Origin of the sequence: Desulfogranum marinum (genome assembly GCF_016918565.1) — a bacterium.
Taxonomy (GTDB): Bacteria; Desulfobacterota; Desulfobulbia; order Desulfobulbales; family Desulfobulbaceae; genus Desulfogranum; species Desulfogranum marinum.
The window spans coordinates 24,209-47,871 of record NZ_JAFFQD010000009.1 but is presented as its reverse complement, the minus strand read 5'-3'; the positions used below and the strand labels follow the sequence as shown (position 1 = coordinate 47,871).

Annotated in this window: 19 protein-coding genes; 11 read left to right on the top strand and 8 right to left on the bottom strand. The window is 42.8% G+C overall.

Annotated features, from left to right (window positions below):
• Positions 1–17 precede the first annotated feature (17 nt).
• A complete protein-coding gene (locus JWH17_RS07150) occupies positions 18–260 on the bottom strand; it encodes a VF530 family protein (RefSeq protein WP_205221908.1) in 243 nt (80 codons plus the stop codon).
• 145 nt (positions 261–405) lie between these two features.
• On the opposite strand from JWH17_RS07150, the gene JWH17_RS07145 reads away from it, so the two are divergent.
• Positions 406–2,700, top strand: coding sequence for a peptidase U32 family protein (locus JWH17_RS07145; RefSeq protein WP_205221907.1), 2,295 nt, complete (start codon positions 406–408; stop codon positions 2,698–2,700).
• 297 nt (positions 2,701–2,997) lie between these two features.
• Here JWH17_RS07145 and JWH17_RS07140 read toward each other — a convergent pair whose 3' ends face one another.
• Positions 2,998–3,240, bottom strand: a complete 243-nt coding sequence (locus JWH17_RS07140; protein ID WP_205221906.1) for a hypothetical protein — start codon at positions 3,238–3,240, stop codon at positions 2,998–3,000.
• Between the two features lie 39 nt (positions 3,241–3,279).
• Here JWH17_RS07140 and JWH17_RS07135 point away from each other — a divergent pair, with 39 nt between their 5' ends.
• Positions 3,280–3,672, top strand: a complete 393-nt coding sequence (locus JWH17_RS07135) for an MFS transporter (protein ID WP_205221905.1) — start codon at positions 3,280–3,282, stop codon at positions 3,670–3,672.
• Between the two features lie 358 nt (positions 3,673–4,030).
• On the opposite strand, the gene JWH17_RS07130 is transcribed toward JWH17_RS07135, so the two are convergent.
• Entirely contained in the window at positions 4,031–4,420 is a 390-nt protein-coding gene (locus JWH17_RS07130) for an antibiotic biosynthesis monooxygenase family protein (protein WP_205221904.1), read from the bottom strand.
• Positions 4,421–4,826: 406 nt separating this feature from the next.
• Here JWH17_RS07130 and pap point away from each other — a divergent pair, with 406 nt between their 5' ends.
• Positions 4,827–6,359: a polyphosphate:AMP phosphotransferase gene (gene pap, locus JWH17_RS07125; RefSeq protein ID WP_205221903.1), complete on the top strand. Its 1,533-nt coding sequence runs from the start codon at positions 4,827–4,829 to the stop codon at positions 6,357–6,359.
• Between the two features lie 286 nt (positions 6,360–6,645).
• Here pap and JWH17_RS07120 read toward each other — a convergent pair whose 3' ends face one another.
• On the bottom strand, positions 6,646–7,038 hold the full coding sequence (locus JWH17_RS07120; RefSeq protein WP_205221902.1) for a helix-hairpin-helix domain-containing protein: 393 nt from the start codon (positions 7,036–7,038) through the stop codon (positions 6,646–6,648).
• A gap of 665 nt (positions 7,039–7,703) precedes the next feature.
• A complete protein-coding gene (locus JWH17_RS07115) occupies positions 7,704–8,261 on the bottom strand; it encodes a hypothetical protein (protein WP_205221901.1) in 558 nt (185 codons plus the stop codon).
• Positions 8,262–9,005: 744 nt separating this feature from the next.
• Between JWH17_RS07115 and galU the strand changes: the two genes are divergently transcribed.
• Complete coding sequence (gene galU / locus JWH17_RS07110; RefSeq protein WP_205221900.1) at positions 9,006–9,872, top strand: UTP--glucose-1-phosphate uridylyltransferase GalU; 867 nt, start codon at positions 9,006–9,008, stop codon at positions 9,870–9,872.
• Positions 9,873–10,196: 324 nt separating this feature from the next.
• Here galU and JWH17_RS07105 read toward each other — a convergent pair whose 3' ends face one another.
• Positions 10,197–11,045, bottom strand: a complete 849-nt coding sequence (locus JWH17_RS07105; RefSeq protein ID WP_205221899.1) for a GGDEF domain-containing protein — start codon at positions 11,043–11,045, stop codon at positions 10,197–10,199.
• 817 nt (positions 11,046–11,862) lie between these two features.
• Between JWH17_RS07105 and JWH17_RS07100 the strand changes: the two genes are divergently transcribed.
• Positions 11,863–14,583: a cation-transporting P-type ATPase gene (locus tag JWH17_RS07100; RefSeq protein ID WP_232370962.1), complete on the top strand. Its 2,721-nt coding sequence runs from the start codon at positions 11,863–11,865 to the stop codon at positions 14,581–14,583.
• Between the two features lie 218 nt (positions 14,584–14,801).
• Here the strand turns inward: JWH17_RS07100 and JWH17_RS07095 are convergent, their stop codons facing one another.
• Positions 14,802–15,206, bottom strand: coding sequence for a thiol-disulfide oxidoreductase DCC family protein (locus JWH17_RS07095; protein ID WP_205221898.1), 405 nt, complete (start codon positions 15,204–15,206; stop codon positions 14,802–14,804).
• A gap of 249 nt (positions 15,207–15,455) precedes the next feature.
• On the opposite strand from JWH17_RS07095, the gene JWH17_RS07090 reads away from it, so the two are divergent.
• Together JWH17_RS07090 and JWH17_RS07085 are read left to right on the top strand one after the other, a co-directional pair.
• Positions 15,456–16,394, top strand: a complete 939-nt coding sequence (locus JWH17_RS07090; protein WP_205221897.1) for a DUF6268 family outer membrane beta-barrel protein — start codon at positions 15,456–15,458, stop codon at positions 16,392–16,394.
• 268 nt (positions 16,395–16,662) lie between these two features.
• Positions 16,663–17,433: a DUF6279 family lipoprotein gene (locus tag JWH17_RS07085; protein ID WP_205221896.1), complete on the top strand. Its 771-nt coding sequence runs from the start codon at positions 16,663–16,665 to the stop codon at positions 17,431–17,433.
• 252 nt (positions 17,434–17,685) lie between these two features.
• On the opposite strand, the gene JWH17_RS07080 is transcribed toward JWH17_RS07085, so the two are convergent.
• Positions 17,686–18,498 carry a ribonuclease H family protein gene (locus JWH17_RS07080; RefSeq protein WP_205221895.1) on the bottom strand — a complete coding sequence of 271 codons (813 nt, stop codon included), beginning with the start codon at positions 18,496–18,498 and terminating at the stop codon, positions 17,686–17,688.
• Positions 18,499–19,001: 503 nt separating this feature from the next.
• On the opposite strand from JWH17_RS07080, the gene JWH17_RS07075 reads away from it, so the two are divergent.
• The 4 genes from JWH17_RS07075 to JWH17_RS07060 all read left to right on the top strand — a co-directional run bounded on the left by JWH17_RS07075 (position 19,002) and on the right by JWH17_RS07060 (position 23,616).
• On the top strand, positions 19,002–19,787 hold the full coding sequence (locus tag JWH17_RS07075) for an outer membrane beta-barrel protein (RefSeq protein ID WP_205221894.1): 786 nt from the start codon (positions 19,002–19,004) through the stop codon (positions 19,785–19,787).
• Positions 19,788–20,576: 789 nt separating this feature from the next.
• Positions 20,577–22,337 carry an ABC1 kinase family protein gene (locus JWH17_RS07070; RefSeq protein ID WP_205221893.1) on the top strand — a complete coding sequence of 587 codons (1,761 nt, stop codon included), beginning with the start codon at positions 20,577–20,579 and terminating at the stop codon, positions 22,335–22,337.
• 51 nt (positions 22,338–22,388) lie between these two features.
• On the top strand, positions 22,389–22,955 hold the full coding sequence (locus JWH17_RS07065; RefSeq protein ID WP_232370961.1) for an NUDIX hydrolase: 567 nt from the start codon (positions 22,389–22,391) through the stop codon (positions 22,953–22,955).
• A 142-nt stretch (positions 22,956–23,097) separates the two neighbouring features.
• Positions 23,098–23,616 carry a hypothetical protein gene (locus JWH17_RS07060; protein ID WP_205221892.1) on the top strand — a complete coding sequence of 173 codons (519 nt, stop codon included), beginning with the start codon at positions 23,098–23,100 and terminating at the stop codon, positions 23,614–23,616.
• The last annotated feature ends 47 nt before the right edge of the window (positions 23,617–23,663 follow it).

The following is a 23,663-nucleotide window of genomic DNA, read 5'->3' as shown; positions in this document are numbered from 1 at the left end:
TGACCATTCCTCCTGTCCTATCTCTTTTTACGAGAACGTGGCTTTACAAAAGTGGAGATATAGAGTTTTTCAACTTTTTCTCGAGCCCATGGAGTTTTTCGTAGCAGTTTCAAGCTAGAATTCAGCGTAGGGTTTTTTATAAAACAGTTTATCCGAATTCTACTCGCCAGACCATCCCAGCCGTAGTGCTCTTCAAGTTTTATGAGTATCTCTTTCAGGGTAATCCCATGTAATGGATTATTTGGCTGTTCGTCAGTCATCGCAGTAATGATTTTTTTTTGGGGTAAAATGTTTGGGGATTATTAAGATCAACAGAGAGTACATGACACATGCACGTTAAAACTACTACAAAAATGACCATTTTAAATAATATCAACATTATCTTGAGATATTGCTGTTAACCTTATGAGCAAAAAAATTGAATTACTTGCCCCAGGTGGAGATACTGATTCTATCAAGGCTGCCATTGCGGCTGGTGCGGATGCTGTTTACTGCGGTCTGGATAGATTTAACGCAAGAACCAGGGCTACGAATATAACGCTGAAAGATTTAAATGGAATTCTACGACTTGCTCATAAGCACGATTGCCGGATATTTTTAACACTCAACATAATAGTAGTAGAGAGCGAAACAAAAGCATTCATAAGTTTATTGCATACATTAATGCAAACAAGTGTTGATGGGATAATCCTTCAGGATTTAGGAATGTTCTATCTTGTACACAAATACTTTCACTCTCTAAAAATACACGCATCAACCCAGCTGACGACCCACAATAAAGGGCAGATACATTTTTTAAAACAACTGGGGGCAACCAGAGTAAATGTATGCAGAGAGTTAAATATAGAGGAGGTTTCGGAGTTAACCCATGTTGCGCATGCTAATACTCTTTCAACCGAGATGTTTGTTCATGGCTCGTATTGCCTCTCTTTTTCAGGTCTTTGCTATATAAGCTCTGTCCTTAAAGGCAAATCTGGAAATCGTGGAAGGTGCAGTCAGCCTTGCAGAGATAGATATCTCACCACCCCGCAAGGAAAAAATTTTCCCCTTAATCTGAAAGATAATTCCGCATTTTTTAATTTAAGGGAAATCGTTGCAGCAGGGGTTGATTCAGTAAAAATAGAAGGAAGAATAAAAAAATTTCATTACGTGTATTCTGTTGTGCGTTCATGGAAAGAGCAAATAAACAGATTTTACCGGCATGGAACCCTTATCACTGACAATACAGTTCTTTACAAAGTATTTAATAGGGAGTTTTCCAGCTCTTTTTTAACGGGTGAGATAAACAAAAATATGTTTATCGATAATCCCAGGGATAACTCAGCTATTCATCTGGCTGAAACAAAGGGTGGAGCAACCAAAGACAATATACAGGCCGCAAAAAGAGAACTCTATGATGAGAAAACACAAATAATACGTTGTGTTCAACAAAAAATTGCCACCTTTAGCATTGAAAAAGAGCCTCTTGTCATCACTGTTTCCGGTACACTCGGAAATCTCCTGAAAGTAGATGTACAGACGCCGGATACCTCTTTTACTCTCTGTTCAAAGAGTGAACTAGTACCTGCCAACATTGATAATGCAGACAGCCGTAGCAGTAGTCGAGCAATCCAAAAAACACCTCCTTATTGCCTGGGATATGAAAGTTTTACAAAAATATTTAAGCCTCTTAATGAAACAGGATTTTATATCGATGCCATAGACCTGGAACACTTGCAAAGTAATCTTTTCATCCCTTTCAAAGAGCTACATGCTATCAAAAAAGAAATTATATGTATTTTGCATGGTTCCGAAGAAACCATTACACCACCCACCGTTCCAGTTTTAATAAAACAAGATAACCTACCCATCCGGCCTACGCTTTCAGTTGTGATCTCTTCTGAAAAAGATGTACACCTTTGCGGCGAGACAACTGCTGATGTTTGTTTTTATATTCCCAACTGTTTGAAGGGTATACAGACTCGCCTGGTGAATATGTTTATAGAAAACAAAAGGTTAATTCCATGGTTCCCATCTATTTTAATAGGTAAAGACTACGATGATGCCGTAGAGCTCCTCCAACAAACACAACCAGAGCGCATAGTAACCAATAATTCAGGGATCGCCTACGAGGCTTTTACAAGAGGAATCGAATGGATAGCAGGTCCTCATTTCAACACCGTCAATTCGTATAGTTTATTAGCGTTAAAGGAAGTTTTTAATTGCGCAGGAGCATTTGTTTCAAATGAAATAAACAAGGACCAGATAAGGTATATAAAAAGAGCGGATGATTTGAAATTATACTACAGCATCTATCATCCCATTATGCTTATGACCAGCAGGCAATGTTTGTTGCATCAAGTTATTGGTTGCGAGAAAGAGAGCGTAGATGAAGAGTGCATCTCAGGGTGCCGGAAAGCATCATCTATTAAAAACGTGGACAATGTTCCTCTTTTTATTGAAAAAACACCTGGAAATTTGCATAGCATTTATAATAACGAAAATTACCTGAACACGGATATCGTTGCAGACATGCCCAATACTTTTTCAAGCTTTTCAATCGACTTGAGAGATATAACAACTAAAACGCGCATAAGCGCTGACAAGCTTGGCACTATCAAACTTTTTGAAAATCTATTAACCGGGAAAACCGCCGCAGCAGAGATGCTCGCGCGCTGTATCCACCCTGTAACAAACGACCAATACCAACGAGGTATTTAAAAAGAATATGGGTACCACTGCCAATGAACGATGATGATCGTAATCACCTTCTTTTATACGGATGAGATACGGGAGGAACAGTTACCGTTAAGGGGGAAGCACCAAGACGAACCGGATAGAGGGCTGGGGTGAGTTAACCCAGGTCAGAAGGGGCAGAAACAACCTTCTGACCATGTTCTAGGAATTTCTTGGTTTCTTTTTTGTCTCAATTACGGCTTCTTTTTTGAAAAAGTCATGATTTTTTTTTCAGGGGGCGGCAATTTATTGTGCATTCTTGCCGGTTTTCATACGAAAAAATTACTCGACAAGTCTGATAGCTGCCTGTTCGCTAGTAACATATTCAATAATTTCACTATCAACTTGCTGGTCGCCTATCCATTTAACCCCTGCTTGATTCGAGGCAGTCGTCATGCAAAAAGTAGAGAAGGTGCAAAATTTATCTTTATATTTTAAGGCGTCAATTCCGTCTTTGTGCTGAATAACGTCACAATCATCTGGCAACTCAAGTTCCACTGCAATATTAACTGTTACTTTTTTCATATTTTTCTCCAAAATAGCTGAAATATGCCATAGGTTATCATGGTAGCACCATATGGGATGTCATTTCCAGAACCGATACTACAGCTTTTACACAACAAAAAATATCTGGGTATGGTTGTACTTTTTTTTATTATTGTTCTCCCGCATTTTTCCTTCATTGGTTCGGCAGCAGACATTTACATCAACACATTTGGGACATCGGAGCAGAAGTTTGGTTACTTCTTTGCTTTTAATGCCCTTGCAATTATGTCGGGGTCGTATGCTTTTACCCGCCTCCATAAAATTATCGACAGCAGGCGACTTTTAGCAATAAGCTTTGTCGGCATCTTGTTGAGTGGCATGCTTATGTATTCCGGGATTGTTTTAACCTCTTGGCTCGTTATTGCTAAGAAGGCCACTGCCGACCGGCGGAAAGCCACAGAAGGAGTCTGATACAGCCGGAATCGCCGAAAAAAGACATCCATACAACCAAGGGGCTCCACAAAAGAAAGAAATGCAGGCACAAGAGTGGGATACCACAAACCCTATCCGGAAAACCTCTCATGTTTAGCCGGGACTACTAAACAACACAAATTCACTCCACGTCACGTGATAGCGTAGGTGCACCAATGAACACCTCTGCTGAGACATATGTTCCATTAGGTCCCCATGATCGCCATTACCTACAGCAAGGCAGAGGCTTTTGCACTCCATATAACATGCTCTCCGGTTCCTATGCTTTTCGGGCAACAGCACGGTAACTTGAGGCCGAGATATGAAAATATATGGTCATATTATTTTGGGAATAAAGTTAAAAATCCTCGGGTAGGTATACATCGAACAACGTTTTTTCACCCAATATTGAATCAATATCCCACTGAAGTTGTTGAACCTTCTTTTTGTTTATCCATCTTATCCAATCATCAGCCGTTTCCCATTCACTGATAACAATATATTCTCCTGGGTCGTTCATACTTGAGTAAGTTGATCGTGAAATGAAACCTTTTTCCTTTTCAGCGCTTTTTCTAAGACTCTGAAGAAGTGGAATAAGTTTTTCCTTCTTTGATATCCTGAACAACCGCCTGCTGATCACTTTGACATACATAGGCACCTCGCAGCTGTAGAATTTGTATCCGCATAGAGACAAGGCCAATATGGTAGGTTCTTTCCTCTTGTATTCTATTCTTACTTGTAAAGTCAACGCCGGATTACTAAGAAGTATATATACCTTAACTTGCAAGTATCAAGAGAAAATAGCTTAGATCTCTACACAGTGCGATGTGATAATTTTCCCTGGTTTCATGATTCTGCATCCTCCATGCAGCTTTTTGATAGAATGGGGTTAGATCTTGGCGGCAGTGCTATTTCTTTGTAGCTCGCAACGACTCAATGGTATTGAAAGGTATTTTCGAATCGGAAGGTTTTTATCCATCGTTGTGGTCGCCATTTGGAATGCTGATCCGTTCATATCCGCAATACTATACCCTGTAAATGGACTGAAGGGACACCGCGGGATGGGAAAATGTATATAGTATATTCGAGCGAAGGTGCCATGTGGCCAAGGAAACGGAATGAGGTTCTGCCAACATCTATATAGGAGTAAGGGTATGTTTGAATCTGCAGAGTTGGGGCATAAAATAAAAAAATCTGAATACAAAAAAGAAGTACCTGTCCTACGAGAAGAACTCCTCAACGTTCAGATGGAGTTGACAGAGTCGGCCGCTTTTCAGGTGATTATCCTGGTCGGCGGGTTGGACGGTGCGGGACGCGGAGCCACTGTAAATCTATTAAATGAGTGGATGGACCCCCGGCATATTCAAACCCATGGTATGGGCGAACCAACCGATGAAGAACTGGATCGACCAATGATGTGGAGGTTTTGGAGAGCTTTGCCGCCAAAAGGTAACATCGGGGTTTTCCTGGGATCGTGGTACACGTGGCCGATGCTGAACAGAGCTTATGGCAGAACCAAGGATGCCGATCTGGAGCAGAGCCTGGATAGGGCAAGAAGTTTGGAAAAAATGTTGGTGGATGAGGGGGCTCTGCTGATAAAATTCTGGTTTCATCTTTCCAAGGAAAAACAGAAAAAGAGGCTGAAATCGCTAGAAAAAAATCCTTTTACTCGTTGGAAAGTCACCAAACGAGATAAGAAGCATTTCAAAATGTACGATAGGTTTCGTGCGGTGCATGAAAAGGTTATTCGTCACACCTCAACTGCTGAAGCTCCATGGCTGATCATTGAAGGAGAAGATGCCCGCTACCGGAACGTGACCGTAGGTAAGTTAGTCCTTAGTGCAATTCGCGAACGTTTAGACCAGCAGGCCCTCCCTTCCCGGAAAATCCTCGCTCCGCCTATTATGCCGTCTATAGATAATTTGCACTTATTGAAGACATTGGATATGACGCAATCCCTGAGCAAGGAGGAGTACAGGGCGCAATTAAAAAAATATCAGGGAAAACTGAACCGATTGACAAGGGACCCAAAGTTTAAATACACCTCCGTACTTGCTGTATTTGAAGGCAATGACGCAGCAGGGAAGGGAGGGGCAATACGTCGTATTACAGGGGCACTTGATGCTCGCTGGTATCAAGTTATTCCAATTGCCGCACCAACTGAGGAGGAACGGGCTCAACCGTATCTGTGGAGGTTCTGGCGACACCTGCCCCGAAAAGGTCGGGTAACTATATTTGATCGATCCTGGTATGGCCGCGTACTGGTGGAACGTGTGGAACAATTCTGTACAGAAGACAACTGGTTGAGGGCCTACGGTGAAATCAACGAGTTTGAAGCACAGCTTGCCCGCCACCATATCGTGGTGGTCAAGTTCTGGTTGGCCATCACCGAAGATGAGCAGTTACAAAGATTTCATGACAGGGAGCAGACGGGTTTCAAGCGTTTTAAGATTACCGATGAAGATTGGCGTAATCGGGACAAGTGGGAGCAATATGAAGTGGCCGTTTGTGATATGGTCGATCGAACCAGTACTAATTATGCTCCCTGGACACTGGTAGAGGCAAACAGTAAATATTTTGCCCGTATCAAAGTGCTCAAGACTCTATGTGAAAAAATAGAGGGCAAACTCAAGGAATTATACGAGGAAGGCGTCGACTATTTGGAGAAACCCAAAAAGGGGAAGTAACGATTAGGGTGCTTTGAAAAATCTGATTTTTCAAAGCGCCCTAAAGTATGTACAGAAACAGAACTATTGCAGCTCGATCAAATGGATAGACGCTTATCGATTTGGCCTGATTTTCGGTACCAATCCCTGTGCAGTTCATAGCCACGGTAAGTAGGTCTGTGAAATCGGACCAGAAGCTAATAAAGTGGACCACCAGCATTGAAAAAAATGTCAGGTTGAATCCGAGCCATTACAGTTGGCAGCAACTGTCTTCACCAAGCAGATGCTGCACGGCTCTAAAAAAAGCTTATTTTTTTTTCTTTGCCTTCTTTACCTTCTTTGCCTTCTTGTCCTTTTTATCGGCCTTGTCCTTTTTTTTCTTTTTTGCCTTTTTCTCTTTTTTCTTGGTTGATTTCTTTTTAGGTGGATTGGGTTCTTGCTTTTGGACCTCTACATCTCGGTTGGAATCATCTGTTGGTTCAGGGGCTTGCTCAGATGCAGGTGGTTCCACGACTTCACTGGTTAAATTTTTGGCCGACTCAATAACAAGTTTTGCACGAACACAGCCAAAACCGGAAATTGTGGCCAGATCATCAGCCTGAGCTGTTGCCACATCCTCTGCAGTACGGTAGCCATGTTCGGTCAGTTTATCTGCAGTCAGGGGGCCGACTCCTTTTATTTCAGTGATGGGAATTGCCATGGAATACCTCTTGGGGCAGATGATTATCTTTGTATTGTACTGTCGCTTTGAACTCTACTAGAATGAGAAAAAGGCTATAGGTAGGTGGGTGATGGCGCGAAGTATTCCCTTTTTTAGAGAGTTCTACAAAAAACGGGTCCATATCGAAACCTGGTATCTATTCGTAGCAACGTAGCTTTTTGCTATCGATTTTGCAAGATCTTCTGTCTTCCAACCCTCGCACAGTGGCTTTACGTCATTCTGCCAAGTAACGATATTTTCTTACAAGAAACCTTTGACGGCCGAATTGCTGCGTAGGCAGGCAAAATGCGAAATTTATTTGGTCCCAGCTCGTTGCATGTCCAGTAAGCTTCAGGTTAGCCGGATAAATTGTTCCAGTGGTCCGGTCGACACAGAGCTGGAATGAAAGGCTTAGCTGGAACATTCCAGAATTAACCCGAATTTCTCATGAACTTTTTGATTTCAAACTCAAACAATTGATATTATTAACTAAAATACAACCTGTGCTATTGGCAGTGTGTTTTTTGTTTTAAATCAAAAAGTTCCCCCTTTGGGTCAATAGATTTTTCCGCAGGATCTACGTTACAAGCCACTTGCGGTAGTTTACTACAGCTTCGCGGCTTGTGCCTTGCCCTGCGAAAAACTTTATTGATGAGAAATCCGGGTTAAGGCCGTTTATTGAGTAAAGTGAGATCAGTTTGTCTAAGTTCTTTGCTCTGTAGCTCCCCCTGCCTGAGATTTGCGCTGTTTGTGGTGACAGAGCTCATACAAAATCCTCCTGAAGCATTGTCAGGAATCATTAACAGCCATAAAATAAGTACTGTACAACAAAAAGATTTCAGCAGGAAAAACGTTTTTCTATTGCTTGTCTCGTCAAATTTAAGACGATTTTTGACTGTTTCATTATCGAAGAAAACTCTTCGATTCTTTATATGTTTGCGGTGCCTACGAACAAGTATCAGGAGTAAAAGTATACAGGCCGCTAAGATCTGTATCATCCAACCTTCGACTTGATTTTCAAATGCCATAGAGATGCTTTTTGCCACCCAGCCAGGAAAACTAAGAACGCCTATAAGTAAGACCACAGTGAGGTAGTGAAGCGTCGTTGTTAGAATCATTGGTCGCCCCTGAATAAGAACCCTCAGATTAGTATCGCTCAATACAGTATTGCATAATACTGTATTGAGCAATACTATATCGGTAATCAATGAATTGTCAAGCATGATGGCGTCGAAAAAAGTCCGATCTACGGTGTTGCAGGTTTCGCCCGAGGCTTTGACATATCGTATATATAGTCAAAGCCTCGAGCAAAATACTGCGCCTTGTATATCAAACTTTTGTACTTAACCATCTTTAGTGTGCGATGGACTTTTTACGAGTCCATCAAGCATGACTCTTTTCTCTTTTAGAGGAAAGTATGGCCGAAAAGCAGACGATCATTTATAGAAAAATATTGTCCTCTATTTTCGCTGCCGGCACAAAAGTAGTATGTGGCGCACCGTTTAACGTGGCATGATATTTGTGAGGTTTTGGGTTGGTTCCAAAACTTGTTGCAATGGGTGGAGCGGATGCAAGAGACCAAAAAAAGTTTCATGTCAATTTGGAAAGTGTGTGCAAACATTGCTCTTTCCTCATCATGATACTCAAGACTCGAGAATCTATCTCCGCAACGGTGAGAGTGAAACCACGCTGCCGGTTGAAGGAACAAGCATAGTTGATATCGTGGGAGCAGGGGATGTGTTTAGTAGGTGTTTATTTTAGGCCGGTCTTACAATTGGAGTTTAGGAAAAATAATTACACATGCGCAAGAGTTTGCATTGTTAATCGTATCAGTCCCTGGAACTGTCATCCAGGATACCTCCGTATACTCAGCTTTACTAAATCGATGGAGTGGACTAAGAAAAAATTAGTACTGAAAATTATAACCAGTCTCATAATTACAAACCATCAACTTCCTGGATAAAATAATGAAAATAAAGAAAGCTGTATTTCCTGTGGCGGGTCTAGGTACTCGATTTCTTCCAGCTACTAAAGCTATGCCTAAAGAGATGCTGCCTGTTGTGGATAAGCCTTTGATTCAATATGCAGTGGAAGAGGCTCTCGCCTCGGGTATTGAACAAATCATTTTTGTTACCGGATCTGGTAAAAGTGCCCTTGAAGATCATTTTGACACCAATAGGGAGTTGGAAAGGATTTTAAAAGAAAAGCAAAAGGATACTCTCTTGCGCTCAGTCCAATCCATCGTCCCCGAGTCACTGAACATTGTTTATACACGGCAAAGCAAGCCGCTTGGATTAGGTCATGCAATATGGTGCGCCAGGGATATTGTCGGTGATGAACCATTTGCTGTGCTGTTAGCCGATGACTTGCTACAAAGCGAAGTTCCTCCCCTTTACCAAATGATCAACGAATTTGACAGACTACGCTCTTCAATGGTTGCGGCCATGGAAGTTCCCAGCGAAGAAACACACAAATATGGAATAATAGATCCGGGTCTTGAGATAGGCGGAACAGTTCAGGTTGTTAATATGATAGAAAAACCAAGCCCGAAAGAGGCTCCATCAAACCTTGCGGTTATTGGAAGATATATTCTTACACCACGTATCTTTAAACACCTGGAACGGCATCAAAAAGGGGCGGGAGACGAAATCCAGCTTACAGATGCCATGTCTGCGCTTCTTGCCGAGCAGCCTATATTTGGCTACAAATTTAAAGGGAAACGGTATGACTGCGGAGACAAGGTCGGATTTCAAGTGGCAAATATGGCATTTGCTCTCGAGCGACCAGAGATGAGAGAGGAGCTAATCGAAAATTTACGCGATCTAGTTGGATAACTTGATACAAAGCTACTATTGATTAGTCGAGAAGATGCACACAGGTACTTGCATGGAAAGCCAGAGTTGTTTTCTGCTTTACGAGTCCTCCTTGTGTTGGTAACTATTTGATTTATTGTATATAAAAAATGTAACTGCTCACAGATGCTCATGTTTGGACAGGCGCTATTTTTCGCATGTAAACGAAGACTCCGTTAGCCCATTTATGCGGGAGATCGTAACCGTTCAACGTGATAAGCGACCAACGGAAGATTCTGTGGGGTGCCTGTGAGTAGTTACTTTGTGACAATGCTTTTCTCTGTATGGGGTTTCCTTTTTAGGCGGCTAAGATTGTGTGTATACAACTCGATTCTTCCCTGCTTCTTTGGCAGCATAGAGTGCTTCATCTGCGGCTTTAATAAGTTTCTCGGCACTGTTGACATCACGGTCAGCGTGACTGACACCAATACTCACCGTCACCGATCCCCAATCAAATTGCAGGAGTTCAATCTTGCTTCGTAAACGTTCAGCGACATTGGCCGCGGTCTCGATGGAGGTCTCCGGCATAATAATCGCTAGTTCTTCTCCTCCGTAACGTGCAGCAACATCCATTTCACGTATATGGGACAACAGCGTTTTGCCAATTTGGCGAAGAACCTCATCGCCGGCAATATGCCCGTGATTATCATTTACCTTTTTAAAATCATCCAAATCAATCATTAGAAGGCAGAGGTCAATCCCGGTTCGCTTTACCTTTTCAATTTCTTTAACAAGAATCGCCTGAAAAACGTCTCTGACAAACAAGCCTGTCAAATGATCTTTTACAGCTGTAGCCACAATAAACGTGCTCTTATTTTCGGAGATAGCCACCGGTGAGTTCAATTCGTTGACTATGTTAGAAAGATAATCCATAGCAGCCACTGCAACACCCACGTATCTGCCCAATCTTGTACTCATTACGTAAAGATGATGTCGTATTTCCAGCCACAGCTTTTCAGCCTCACGTTCCGAATAATTCTTGTGGGTCAGGGTCAAGATGATTGAAGAATACAGGATTTCGCCATATTTTTTTTCTGCGGCATGTCGCTCGCTGTCATCTCTCGCTATTTGCTCAATTTCTTCCAACGTTATATTGCTGGCTTCTCGCGCGACAATATCTTGGAGCTCAGTTTGTTCCTTGTTACTTTCACTCATTATAAATACTCACAGGAAAGGCGTTGCTTTATGATAATTATTCTTTTTTAAAAATAGTATAATAATACATTAAAACTATGGTTAGGGCGCAATATACTATTTTCTTGATATTTCATCATACCTAGGAGGGCTTGCGCTCGGAGCAAGTTAAAATCATAGGGTATTTTTTTCAGGTCGATTAGATTCGTAGCTTTTTCAAACAGTGGGTCATACGGTGGCGGTTATTTTCAATATTCTGCAATAACATTTGCAGCATTGATAAGAGAAAGAGTGGTTCTTTGTGATAGTTTAAGGTCAAAAGGGAAAGCTCTTACTATTTTCAGGTAGAGGTATTCAATATCTTTGTATCCGCATGCACATTTTACGATTCTGCAGATAGTTGCATGAAATGCTAAAAGTATTGTATAGGGTGCCACCCAGATTTGTACGGAAATGCACACTAAGCGAAAAAGTTAACTAACCAATGGCAAGGTTAAGTGCTCACACAAAACGGCTGGCTCATATAACAGAAAGCAAAATAAGTTAGAGTATGCTGGAACGTTGATTAGCTTCGTGGTGGTAATGTTAATTTTCAGTGATCATTGGTTGAGAGCAATTTCTCAGGAAGTCTCTAAACGGGACTGGCCTTGAACTCGTTGTAAATTAGCAATGACAAGCTTTTATTATTGAAAAAAAGCACGCTAATTCAGTTATAATATAATATACCGGGAATCTATTATTCATCTGGTCATTGTGAACTCAAGTGATGGCCGTTATTTGTGCCAAATTTTAAAAAAATATTTTTTATCACAGTCACCTCAGCAAAGGTATCAACCATATGACATCGATGGGCAATAATAGAGAGGGAAATCTATCAACCTGGCATGCATTACCAGCTGAAAAAGTCCTGGAAGATTTAGACAGCTCAACCCGTGGCCTGACTACTGATGAGGTGACAGGAAGAAAACAGCAATACGGTCCGAATCGTTTGCCTGCTCCTCCAAGGCCTAGTCGACTCATTCAGTTTCTCAATCAGTTCAATAATGTGCTGATTTACGTTCTGCTGTGTGCCGCTGTGGTTACTGCTCTTCTTGCAGATTGGGTTGATGCCATAGTCATCATCGGTGTGGTACTGATTAATGCGGTAATCGGTTTCATACAGGAAGGAAAAGCTGAAAAAGCAGTTGATGCCATTCGAAAAATTCTCAGCTATGAGGCCATTGTTTTCCGTGATGGTGAGAAAGTTTCTATTCAGGTTGAGGATCTGGTGCCCGGCGATGTTGTGTTCCTTAACTCGGGTGATAAAGTTCCGGCGGATCTGCGACTGTTTCAATCAAAAGATTTGCGTATTGAAGAGGCTCTGCTCACTGGTGAATCAGTACCTGCGGATAAATCGATTGAGCCGGCGAACATTGAGGCTGCACTAGGTGATCGCAGTTGCATGGCTTTTTCTGGGACCATGGTCAGCTTTGGTCAGGGGCGTGGAGTCGTCGTGGCAACGGGAGAGTCAACCGAACTCGGCAAGGTCAGTGCCATGCTTGCCGGAGTAGAAACCTTAAAAACCAGGTTAACACAGCGCATGGACGAGTTCAGCAAATGGCTGACAGGAGCAATTCTGATTCTCGCTATAGGCACCACATTTTTTGGCCTGGCACTTCGTGACTACTCCTTCACCGAGCTTTTTTTTGCCGGGGTAGCCCTTGCTGTTGCCGCTATCCCTGAAGGATTGCCTGCAATCATCACCATTACCCTGGCTCTGGGGGTGCAACGGATGGCACGTAAAAAAGCCATTATCCGCAGGCTGCCCGCAGTTGAAACCCTTGGTTCAGTCACGGTTATCTGTTCAGATAAAACAGGGACACTCACTCGTAATGAAATGACAGTGACCACCATTTTGCGGGCAGACCGTACATATACTGTTGATGGTGTGGGTTACCAACCGGTGGGCTCTTTCCATGTTGAAGGTAACATGCTGGAAGCAAAGAAGGATCATTTACTGCTTGAGCTAGCCCGGGCCGGCTTGCAGTGTAATGATGGTTCCATATCTGAAAAAGATGGGAGTTGGAGTGTCCAGGGTGATCCGACCGACGGAGCACTCATCACCCTTGCTCTCAAGGCTGGTTTGGATTCACAGAAATGCAATGAGGCGTTGCCCAGAATAGATGTTATACCATTTGAATCCGAACATAAGTTTATGGCTACCTTGCATCAGGATTCCAGCGGTAAAAACGTCGTTTACCTCAAGGGAGCGCCGGAGCGAGTCCTTGATATGTGCGTCAAGGAACGACACAAGGATAGCGACAAACCCATCAATCTTACTTATTGGCAGGAGCAGATAGAGGCGATTGCCAGCCAGGGCCAGCGAACCCTGGCAGTTGCCACCATTAGTATAGATGACAAAGAAACCATATCGATAGAGGACGTTAAGAGTGGGATGATTTTGCTTGGTCTTTTTGGTATAATTGATCCACCGCGGGATGAAGCCGTTGCGGCTGTACAAAACTGTCTTGGGGCTGGAATCAAAGTGAAAATGATCACGGGAGATCACGCTCTGACTGCTACATCGATAGGGGAACAGATAGGCCTTGATGTCTCCACTAAGGCGATTACCGGACAGGAACTTGAAGCCATGGACGATGATCAGATGGAGTTTATAGCCAAAAAGGCCAACATTTTTGCCAGAGTCAGTCCGGAACACAAGCTCCGCTTGGTGACCGCATTGCAGGCAAACGGCCAGATTACAGCCATGACCGGTGACGGTATAAACGATGCGCCTGCGCTTAAGCGTGCTGATGTCGGGGTGGCCATGGGAATGAATGGGACCGAGGCTGCCAAAGAGGCCGCGGAAATGGTGCTTGCCGATGACAATTTCGCATCCATTGTCCATGCCGTGGAAGAAGGCCGCACCGTGTACGATAATATCAGAAAAACACTGGCGTTTATTCTCCCAACAAACGGGGCCCAAGCTGGAATTATTATAGCATCGGTGATGATGGGGATTGCCCTGCCAATTACACCGCTGCAAATTCTCTGGGTAAATATGATTACCGCGGTAACCCTTGGTCTTTCTCTCGCTTTTGAGCCACCTGAGGGAGATGTCATGACTCGGGCTCCACTTTCACCCAAGGAACCGCTGCTCAATCAGTTTCTCTCATGGCGCATAATTTTTATTTCAGCGATAATGGTAATGGGCACCCTTGGCTTGTTTCTCTGGGATCGTTATCATGGCGAAACACTGGAGATGGCACGCACAACAGCGGTGAATACACTTATCTTCTTTCAAATTTTTTATCTTTTCAACGCACGTTATCTCAAAGAATCAGTGCTCTCTCGCAAGGGATTGTTTGGTAATCCTGCAATATTAATGGCTGTTACCGGCATAACATTACTACAGCTTTTTTTTACTTATGCACCTTTTTTTCAGAATGTTTTTGGAACGGCAGCGATTCCATTTGGAGATTGGATTCGTCTGATCGGTTTTACCTTTACGGTTTTTGTTCTGGTAGAGACTGAAAAAATGATAATGCGACATTTAGATAAAAAGAGACTCTCAGAGTAAGTCTGCCGGGGTACTCCAATGCTGCGACCCATTCGCTTTGGCATATAATTCTTCGGCTAACCCGGATTTTAAACCAATAAAGTTTTCATCGGCTCTTGCAAATCTGGACGAACCGATTTGAGTCGGGTTTCGTCCTGGGTAATTAAATGAAGTTCCAGACAAACGGCCTTTGCCGCTAAGCGTGTGGCTGTTTGCTGTTGTTGCTCAATACCCTGTGGTTATAAAAATCTTTTTTTTATATTCTCGTCAGGAAGCAGGCACTCATTTTTTTGGCCGAACCATTGATATCTGTTTTTTGAGATTACTGAATACATATAATTTCTGACTGACTTTGGTAAAAATTTAAATACACGTAAAAAACGCCAAAACCCATCGAGATCCTTCGCTATTTCCATAACAGCATCGCTCTTAACATACACCTGGTCACCTTTGAGGAGAATGACCGTACCATCTTGGAGAGTATCGACGCCATTCAGGCGCTGAAGATTCTCTCCTATCTCTGATTGTGCAGAAACAAATTTGAACTTCCCTTGACGGTCATTCTTGATAATAAAGTTTACAGAATATTCACAAAGATTACATACACCGTCAAAAATAATAATTGGTTGATCTATCTTCTCCACTAGCACTCACCAAAGTATAATACGTTTATATTGAATAGTTCAGTCAGACTAATCAAATTGAATTTGGGTCCTTATCGGTCCTCTTTTATCTACTTCTTCATACTAAACAACGATTGTTAGTCCAGTTGCATTACATACAACACTGAGTTATTTTTTTTCGGTAATTAATTGTTAACATGATATGCTGCCTATTCTTTATTTATTTAACCTGGGCTTGTCATACATACACCATACAAATCGAGGTCGTAAATGAGCCATTCATTATTCCTGAAAAGTCTTCTAGTGTTCATCAGTATTGGTATCCCCACCATACCTTTTGCACAGGAAACAAACTTACAACCACCATATGCAGGTGGTCCAAGCAGCTGGTCATCATTCGCGCGCGGTGGTGCTGTCTACCAATTTGATACCGATCTTGATGAAGATGGAAGCTATAATACTACTCGATTTACTATCCAGACGGGGGCTGGATACAGTTGGGATACGCAAAGCAATGTTTCTTTTTCGATAGGTTACAGCTACGACGGTTATGATTTTTCCGGCGATGCCGGCTTAGGTTCGTTGAATCCATGGGAAGATATACACACGATATCCCTTGGTGTTCCAATGCGTAAAGCAATAGATAATAACTGGACAGCCTTTATGATACCGTCCATACGCTCCACAGGCGAAAGTGGAGCCAAGTTTGACGATACATTAACCGGAGGTGTTCTTGGAGGATTTTCCTATCGATTTAATGATAAATTGACCTTAGGGCCGGGGATAGGGGTAATTTCACAGCTGGAAGATTCTGCAACCGTTATCCCAATTCTCATTATTGATTGGAAAATTAATGATAAGTGGAGTCTTAATACCGGCCGGGGGCTTGGTGCCACACTAGGGCCAGGTTTGACACTCAATTTCCAACCAAACAGTACATGGAGGTTCGGCGTCGGCGGCCGCTACGAGAAACTTCGTTTTCGCCTGGATAAAAACGGCAGGACTGCCGGTGGAGTTGGTGAGGATTCATCATTCCCTGTATTTGTAAACGGTACTTATTCCATTGATCCCAAAGCAAATCTCAGCATTGTTGGGGGGGTTGAATTAGGGGGAGAGCTGAAAGTGGAAGATAAAGATGGGCAAACCATTGAAAAGGAATCATATGATACGGGTGTGTTTCTCGGCGTAACTTTTAATAAACGTTTTTAACAAAATTCTGAACAATTTAAATTTGTGAAAATGAATGGAACTATAATTGTTTAGGTAAATCAAAAAGTTACACTGTTCCCGTATGTTCGGTTCACTGGAGGTCAAATGCTGTTTAATTTTATTTCCTTATAGGATGGGATATTAACAGACGTTTCTGTCTTAATTAGTGGCTTTGTCGCTCATGAAGCTTTTCAAAAGTTTGCAACCATTTTTGACCTTTTTAATTGTCTTTGTCCTTCTTTTCATGTCGGCCTGCTCGATGCGAATTATGTACAATTATTTGGACTGGATCATCCCATACTATATGGATGATTACTTGAGCTTGACTGATGAACAGGAAGAGTTTTTTGATCATGCCACAATCCAATTTCTCAACTGGCATCGTACAAATGAATTGTCCAGATATGAAAATTTTATTGTTGGTTTGAAAGAATCACAAGCAGTTCCCATGAGCCAGCAGCAGGTTCTTCAATTCTTTGATAATGCCGAGGCGTTCTGGACATCACTGCTAAGAGAATCAATGCCGTATCTGTTAGGGTTGTCAACACAGCTAAGCGAAAAACAGCTTAAGGAAATTAATGGCGCTCTGAGAGAGGATATCAAGGAATTAGAGACTAAATACGGAAAGCAAAGTGACATTCAGCGGCGTGAATTTTTGCGAGAGAAAATGTATGAGGTAGTTGATGACTGGCTTGGCAGCGTCACGGATCAACAGGCGGCCATAATCCGTTTATGGAGCGAAACAAGAAAAAACACTACCAACGGCTGGTTGAACTATAGAAATGACTGGCGGAAAGAATTTATTGCGCTGTTGAACAGACGTCACTCCGCCAATTTCAAGGATGATATGAGCAATTTCCTGCTCAACCCCCAAAAAATATATAAGCATACATACCGTCTGGCTGTATCTGAAAACAGACGCCACTTGGCTCAGGTAATCGCTGACCTTTCCACTACTTTTATTCCTCAGCAGCGCCGTCATCTTCAGCATGAGTTGGATAAGATTATCCGGGATCTAAAAGAATTGCGCAATCAATAAAAATACTATTTCATAAGGGACCTCATCCAGGCCTGCCCTGGACTGCGGCCTCGAGCGTGTCTCTATGCTATTTCGAGGAGTAGATTAAAGGGCAGTGCAGCACGGGGATATCATGCAGTATAAGGTAGAAGATTTGTAACGCCAATACTAAACTTCGTAACATAATTCTTTAATCTTTTGGCACATTCTCTGTCTAAACAATGTACCTTGCCATTGGGAATACCAGATGGAACAAAGAGGGTCAGGGGTAAATCAGCTCTTCCATGATTCAATTTTTCGATTGGGACTATATCGGGTTGTAGATATTTTTGCCAATTGATGGCAAAAATCTTGTTCTACATTACCGGAATGGCCCTTAATCCACTTGAATTCAACACATTTACCTTCGCATAAATCGCAGGCCTGTTGCCAATAATTTGCATTTCTCACAGCACGGCCATAAGCTGTTTGCCAGTTATTGTACCTCCAGAAATGAACCCATTGAACCAGCCCCCGAATAACGAATCGACTATCGGTATTAATTTGAATGTTCTTTTGAGAAGATAACCGCTGTAGACCTTCTGTTATGGCTAATAGCTCCATTAAATTGCTGCTACCTCCCATAAAAGACTGAGAATAGAGTTCCTGTCTCCCATCAGGCGATTCTGTAAACCCTCCATAGCCGGACTGGTTAGTTTCACCATTAAATGAGCCATCAGCATAAATTTTGTGAACCTCACTCAAGCCCGATTCACTGGTTGTGATATCTAATCGTCCATCACGCCGATCAAGACGAATAAATTTACCAAAGTGACTTTCTTTTAAAAACTTGAAACCTTCGATAAAAACACAGTTGATGGTTTGTCCAACATGAATATTGCCCTTGATGGCCGAACGAATAATTCTTCTCAATTGATGTTGGTTATTTCTTGTAATTAATGCCAGGTGATTTTCTTTAGCGAAAGTGATAGCGCCATCTGCGACAAAGAAATTTAACGTGTTGTCTTCTGTATCGTTAGAAATACGGCAATCGATGTTATCTTTATCAACTCTTATAATGTGTAATGAAATGCCGATTGGTTCCATATAATCAACAAACTATCCAGGGTAGTTCAAATTTTTTTCCTGAAAAATAATAACATTTTCAATGAAAGCTAATAAAGGGAGAATGTAACGTATTATTCTCTTTGCTGCTCGCCTTTCTAAGTGATCCTCAGTTTACAACCTGAATATTTTTTTGCTACATGTTGGACATCTATTCCTTATACGCAGATGTTTTCCTGCTGAAAGCATTGGAGTGACATTTACATTAACTTTGAACACAATACCTTCTGCAATAGGGTGTCCGACAAAACAGTCCTATCACTGATAAATGCATTCATCGTTGCAACTAGTTTTGAGTTCACTCAGTGCAAATATTTTTTTCAACAAAAATATGGTTAATTGAACCAATTGCTGAATGTGAGTGTAAAAAATATTGAGTTTAGGAATTTTTCATGTTACCGGTCAATGGTTATGTTTGTAAGTGGCTGTCCTATCATTGTTAATTGGCCTTTTTTACCTTTTACCGAGTATAAGGAGGGATGGTGATGCGAACTTGTTTAGTAATTGTAATGGCTCTAACACTTGTCATGGCTTCTACCGTTTATGCCGAACACGAATGGTACGTTGCCGGCTCAGTCAGTTATCTTATGCAAAGCGATAGCGATAACAGTGGCACGACGGGGGATTTTACTACTGGTAATGGTGCTCCGGTTATACCTTTTGGAACTCCAATTGCTGCGGGCACACCTTATGGTTGGGAAACCGAGTTTGATAGTGGATGGGCTCTTTCCGGCGAAGGCGGGCTGATGTATGACAGTGGCTTAAGATCGGGCATAGAACTAACCTACTCAAGTGCAGATGTCGACACACATAAAAACGTAAATGTGGCCGGAACCGTAATTGACGGCGTAGATGCCGCTGTTCTCACAGGTTCCTCCAGTCAACTTGGAGCAACAGTTGGGCAGGTCGTTTCTGACGGGCAGGGCAAGATATCATCAACCGGGATCTTTATGAACCTTTACTATGATTTTATTGAACTAGGGTCATTTTACCCATACGTTGGTGCAGGTATAGGGGTGATGGCGGTTGATGTGGAATATGAACCTTCAGGGGTTAAAATTATAGATGATGATGAAACAAAAGTTGGATTTCAACTGAAAGCCGGTGCAACCTACCGCTGTACAGACACTATTGACATTTATGGCGAATATGCATTTCGCATGACCGATGATGTTGAGGTTGATAATTCCTTATTTCCAGGAAAACTGGACATTGAAAACAAACAACATCTTGTTAGCATAGGGTTAAGATACAGATTTGCTACTAATTGAGGGGGCCAAAAGAGAGTTTTTGAATTGTCTCCTTTCAAATGAAACAATCTCTGCTTGCATGCAAAAATAGTGCATAGGAATGGTTAAATAAACAAAAAGGCCAAGCCATAACCTGATGCATTTCCTCTCAAGCCAGGTTTACCGACAGAAACGAGTCGATACGCTGTAACGAGAACCCCATTTGTACCCCTGGCAGTTGATTGCCGTAAAACCTGCGAAATATCCTAGAGAAAAAGGTTCCATCCTGAATGATTCAGGCGGAACCTTTTTTCATCGGAGATGTGTTATGATCTCACTTTTGGGCTCTTAATCAAAAAAATCACATATGGTAAAGATACGCCTCGTGTTCTCCCTATAGCAGCCGTCTCACGTCCTCTAGCTCTACAGAAGGTGTTTTTTAAAATCCTTTCGAGCCATTTATAAACAAGCCTTGTACACAAGCTCTAGCTATCTATGTTCCTATCCTTACAGGTACACAACCTCTTTCCCTTGATTAAATTTTAACCATAAAAAAAGAGATTGGGAAAACAGTAATTGTTAAGGGAAGCCTGAAGCAAAAAGACCATACCTTTTCAGCATCACCATACTCTGTATTACTAGCCCTTACTCAAGTGACTGAGGATGCCTATAGTACAATCATGTGTCATTAATTGGTGCACACGAGCTCAAGAGAAAGAAAACAACCTATACAGGCTGCATGTGCTGTAATGCAATAAAAGCGTACTTTTTTGGTGCTACATACACCACATGCCACCCTCATAACTACCACACGAGCGGAACTTATATCTTTTGGACAAAAAACTGTGCCAAACCAATTCGGCCGAGACAGAGCTGCCTCAAGCAATTGATAAGAAACGGTACCGAATTGTACGTAATTTTTTCATCAGGACCTTTGTCCATCTGCTCTTTTGGGACATCCTGTTGAATCGACCGTCGCTGCGATGGCTCCGCACCGATCCCGCTCAGCGTTGGAAAAAGATCAGCCGAAACTACCGTGAATTGGCTGTTGCAATGGGCGGTGTTCTCATCAAACTTGGCCAATTTCTCAGTGTGAGGGTAGATATTTTACCACGCGAGGTAACCAGCGAACTCTCAGGGCTTCGCGATGAGATTCCGGCTGAACATATTGACGCTATTATTGCTCAAATCGAAGAGGATTTCGGTGCACCGGCAAATGATATGTTTGCCTGGATATCACCTGAACCACTGGGGGCGGCATCACTGGGCCAGGCACATCGGGCACGACTAAGAAAGGATCAGACTGAAGTCGTGATTAAAGTGCTGCGTCCTGGGATAGATATCCTGGTTGAAACCGACCTGGCAGCCATCCGAAAAGCGTTGGGTTGGCTCAAACCATACAAACAAGTGAGCAAACGTGTCTGTCTTGATTGGCTCATGACAGAGTTTACCTCAGTAACACAGGCAGAACTTGATTTTACGACTGAGGGTAACAATGCGGAACGATTTGCCGATGACTTTGCCGATGACTCCTCAGTGTATGTCCCCTCAGTTTACTGGGACTACAGTGCACCGCGTACCCTCACTCAGGAGAACGTCAGTTATATCAAAATTTCCGAAATGGACAAGATTGCAGCGGCAGGTATTAACCCTGCAGCTATAGCAAAAAAGCTGTACACCCTTTACTTACGCCAGGTTTTCGAAACCCATTTTGTGCATGCCGACCCCCATCCCGGCAATATATTCATCAAACCTCTGCCCACAGAAGATGAACGCGAAAATGGCAAAGCTATGTTTACCCCACAGGACGAAGTCCCTTACCATGCAGACCGTTCGTTCCAAATTGTTTTTGTTGATTTTGGAATGGTCACGGAAATTCCAGAACGACTCCGCCTGGCCCTTCGCGAATATGTTATCGGTGTGGGAACACGTGACGCCTTCCGTATTGTCCAATCATACGTCAAGGCAGGTACACTCTTGCCAGGTGCTGATACCAAAAGGTTAGAAGAGGCCCACGAAGCTCTGTTGAACCAGTTTTGGGGGGCAAACGTCAGCCAGATGAAAGGAGTGGTGATGGCCGAGGCCGGCACTTTAATGCGTGAGTATCGTGATATTATCTATGCTGCCCCCTTTCAGCTCCAGGCGGACATGTTATTTACCGTACGGGCCATGGCCATTCTTTCCGGTGTAGCCACCCAGCTCAATCATGAGTTCGACCCATGGGAGGAAATTATTCCATTTGCCGATAGACTCGCAGCAAACGAACTTGGCCTGAACTGGCAGCAATGGTTAAAAGAAATAGTAGCACTAGGCCGGATTGTCTACAAACTACCCAAAAATATGGAGAACGTTCTCACCCAGGCCCAACGCGGCAAACTCAAAATACAAACATCTTTTGCTCCGGAAAGTAAAAAAGTTTTAGTGCGGCTGGAAAAAGCGGTCAACCGGCTGTCCTGGATGCTGCTAGCTGTTGTCCTGTTTGCAGTCGGTATGAGAATTGAAGGCAATGATGAAAAAGAGATTGTAGCTCCCGTATTATTAGGCCTTGCCCTGTTAAGTTTTCTTTGGGGGCTGTGGAGCAACAGGCGTTAACCCAATTTTTGAGGACTTTTTTAGTCGAACTTACCCAAGAGGAGAATATATATGAATTATTGCACCGGATGCGGCCGGAAAGTGACCCTGCAGATGGTTGCTGGGGACGATCGCCCTCGTTTTGTGTGCGATAACTGCGGTACTATCCATTATCAAAACCCCAAAATGGTGGTGGGAGCCATTCCTGAAGTAAATGGAAAAATTCTCTTTTGTCGTCGAGCGATTGAACCACGGAAAAACAGCTGGACACTTCCGGCAGGATATCTGGAAAACGGTGAGACAGCTTCACAGGGCGCACAACGTGAAGCAATGGAAGAGGCCTATGCAGAATTGGACAATGTACAGCCCTACGCCTTGCTCAATATCACCGCTATCAACCAGATCTATATGATTTTTAGAGCCCAATTGATCAATACCGATTTCCGCGCAGGTACAGAAAGCCTCGAGGTAAAACTCTTTGAACCTAATGATATCCCCTGGGATGAGTTGGCGTTCCCGGTAATCAATGATGTCCTGCGAGTGTATTGTAAGGATTTGCAACGAGGAGTCTTTCCCTTTCGTGAACTGGAAACGCTTGGCCGGATGTCTACGACCCCGCAAGTTGCGAAGGAAAAGTAGCAATTAATCTGTGGGAACTGCGGCGTCCGCGACTTTTACATTTGTTTTTCCGTTATTTATTGATTGCAATCGTGTTTAAGCTGCTTATCCTTCTTTGTTACAGGCCCAGTTATTAGTCCAAAACAATCAAAGGAGACTAACAATGCTTGAACTAAAAAAAATATCTGCTGATGCTGTACCATCAGCTCTAGAGATGGCACATAGATATAGATTGCTCAATGAACCACAGGCAGCAGAGAGCATTTGCAGGGACATTCTGGAGATAGAGCCTACCAATGAGCAGGCGTTAATAACCTTGTTACTCGCTTTAACGGATAATTTTTCAAACGAAATCACCCGGTCCTTCTCCCAAGCCAAAGAAGTGGTCGAAAGACTTGCAGGTCATAGTTTGCGGTCGTATTACTCCGGGGTTATCTATGAGCGAAGAGCCAAGGCACATTTGAGAATCGGTGGCCCAAATGCCCAAGAAATGGCCTATTCCTGGCTGGAAAAAGCCATGCAGGCTTTTGACGAGGCATTGACCCGCTCCGAGGAAGACAACCAGGAGGCTGTATTGCGATGGAATGCCTGCGCCCGACTAATGAATGAGTATCAAGCGATGAAACCTACTGTAACATTTGAACGAGAAGGCCTGCTTGACAGTTACGAAACTCCCCATTAAACAAGGATAGCTGCCATGCAGCAACATGCCGGGATATGGAATGCCGG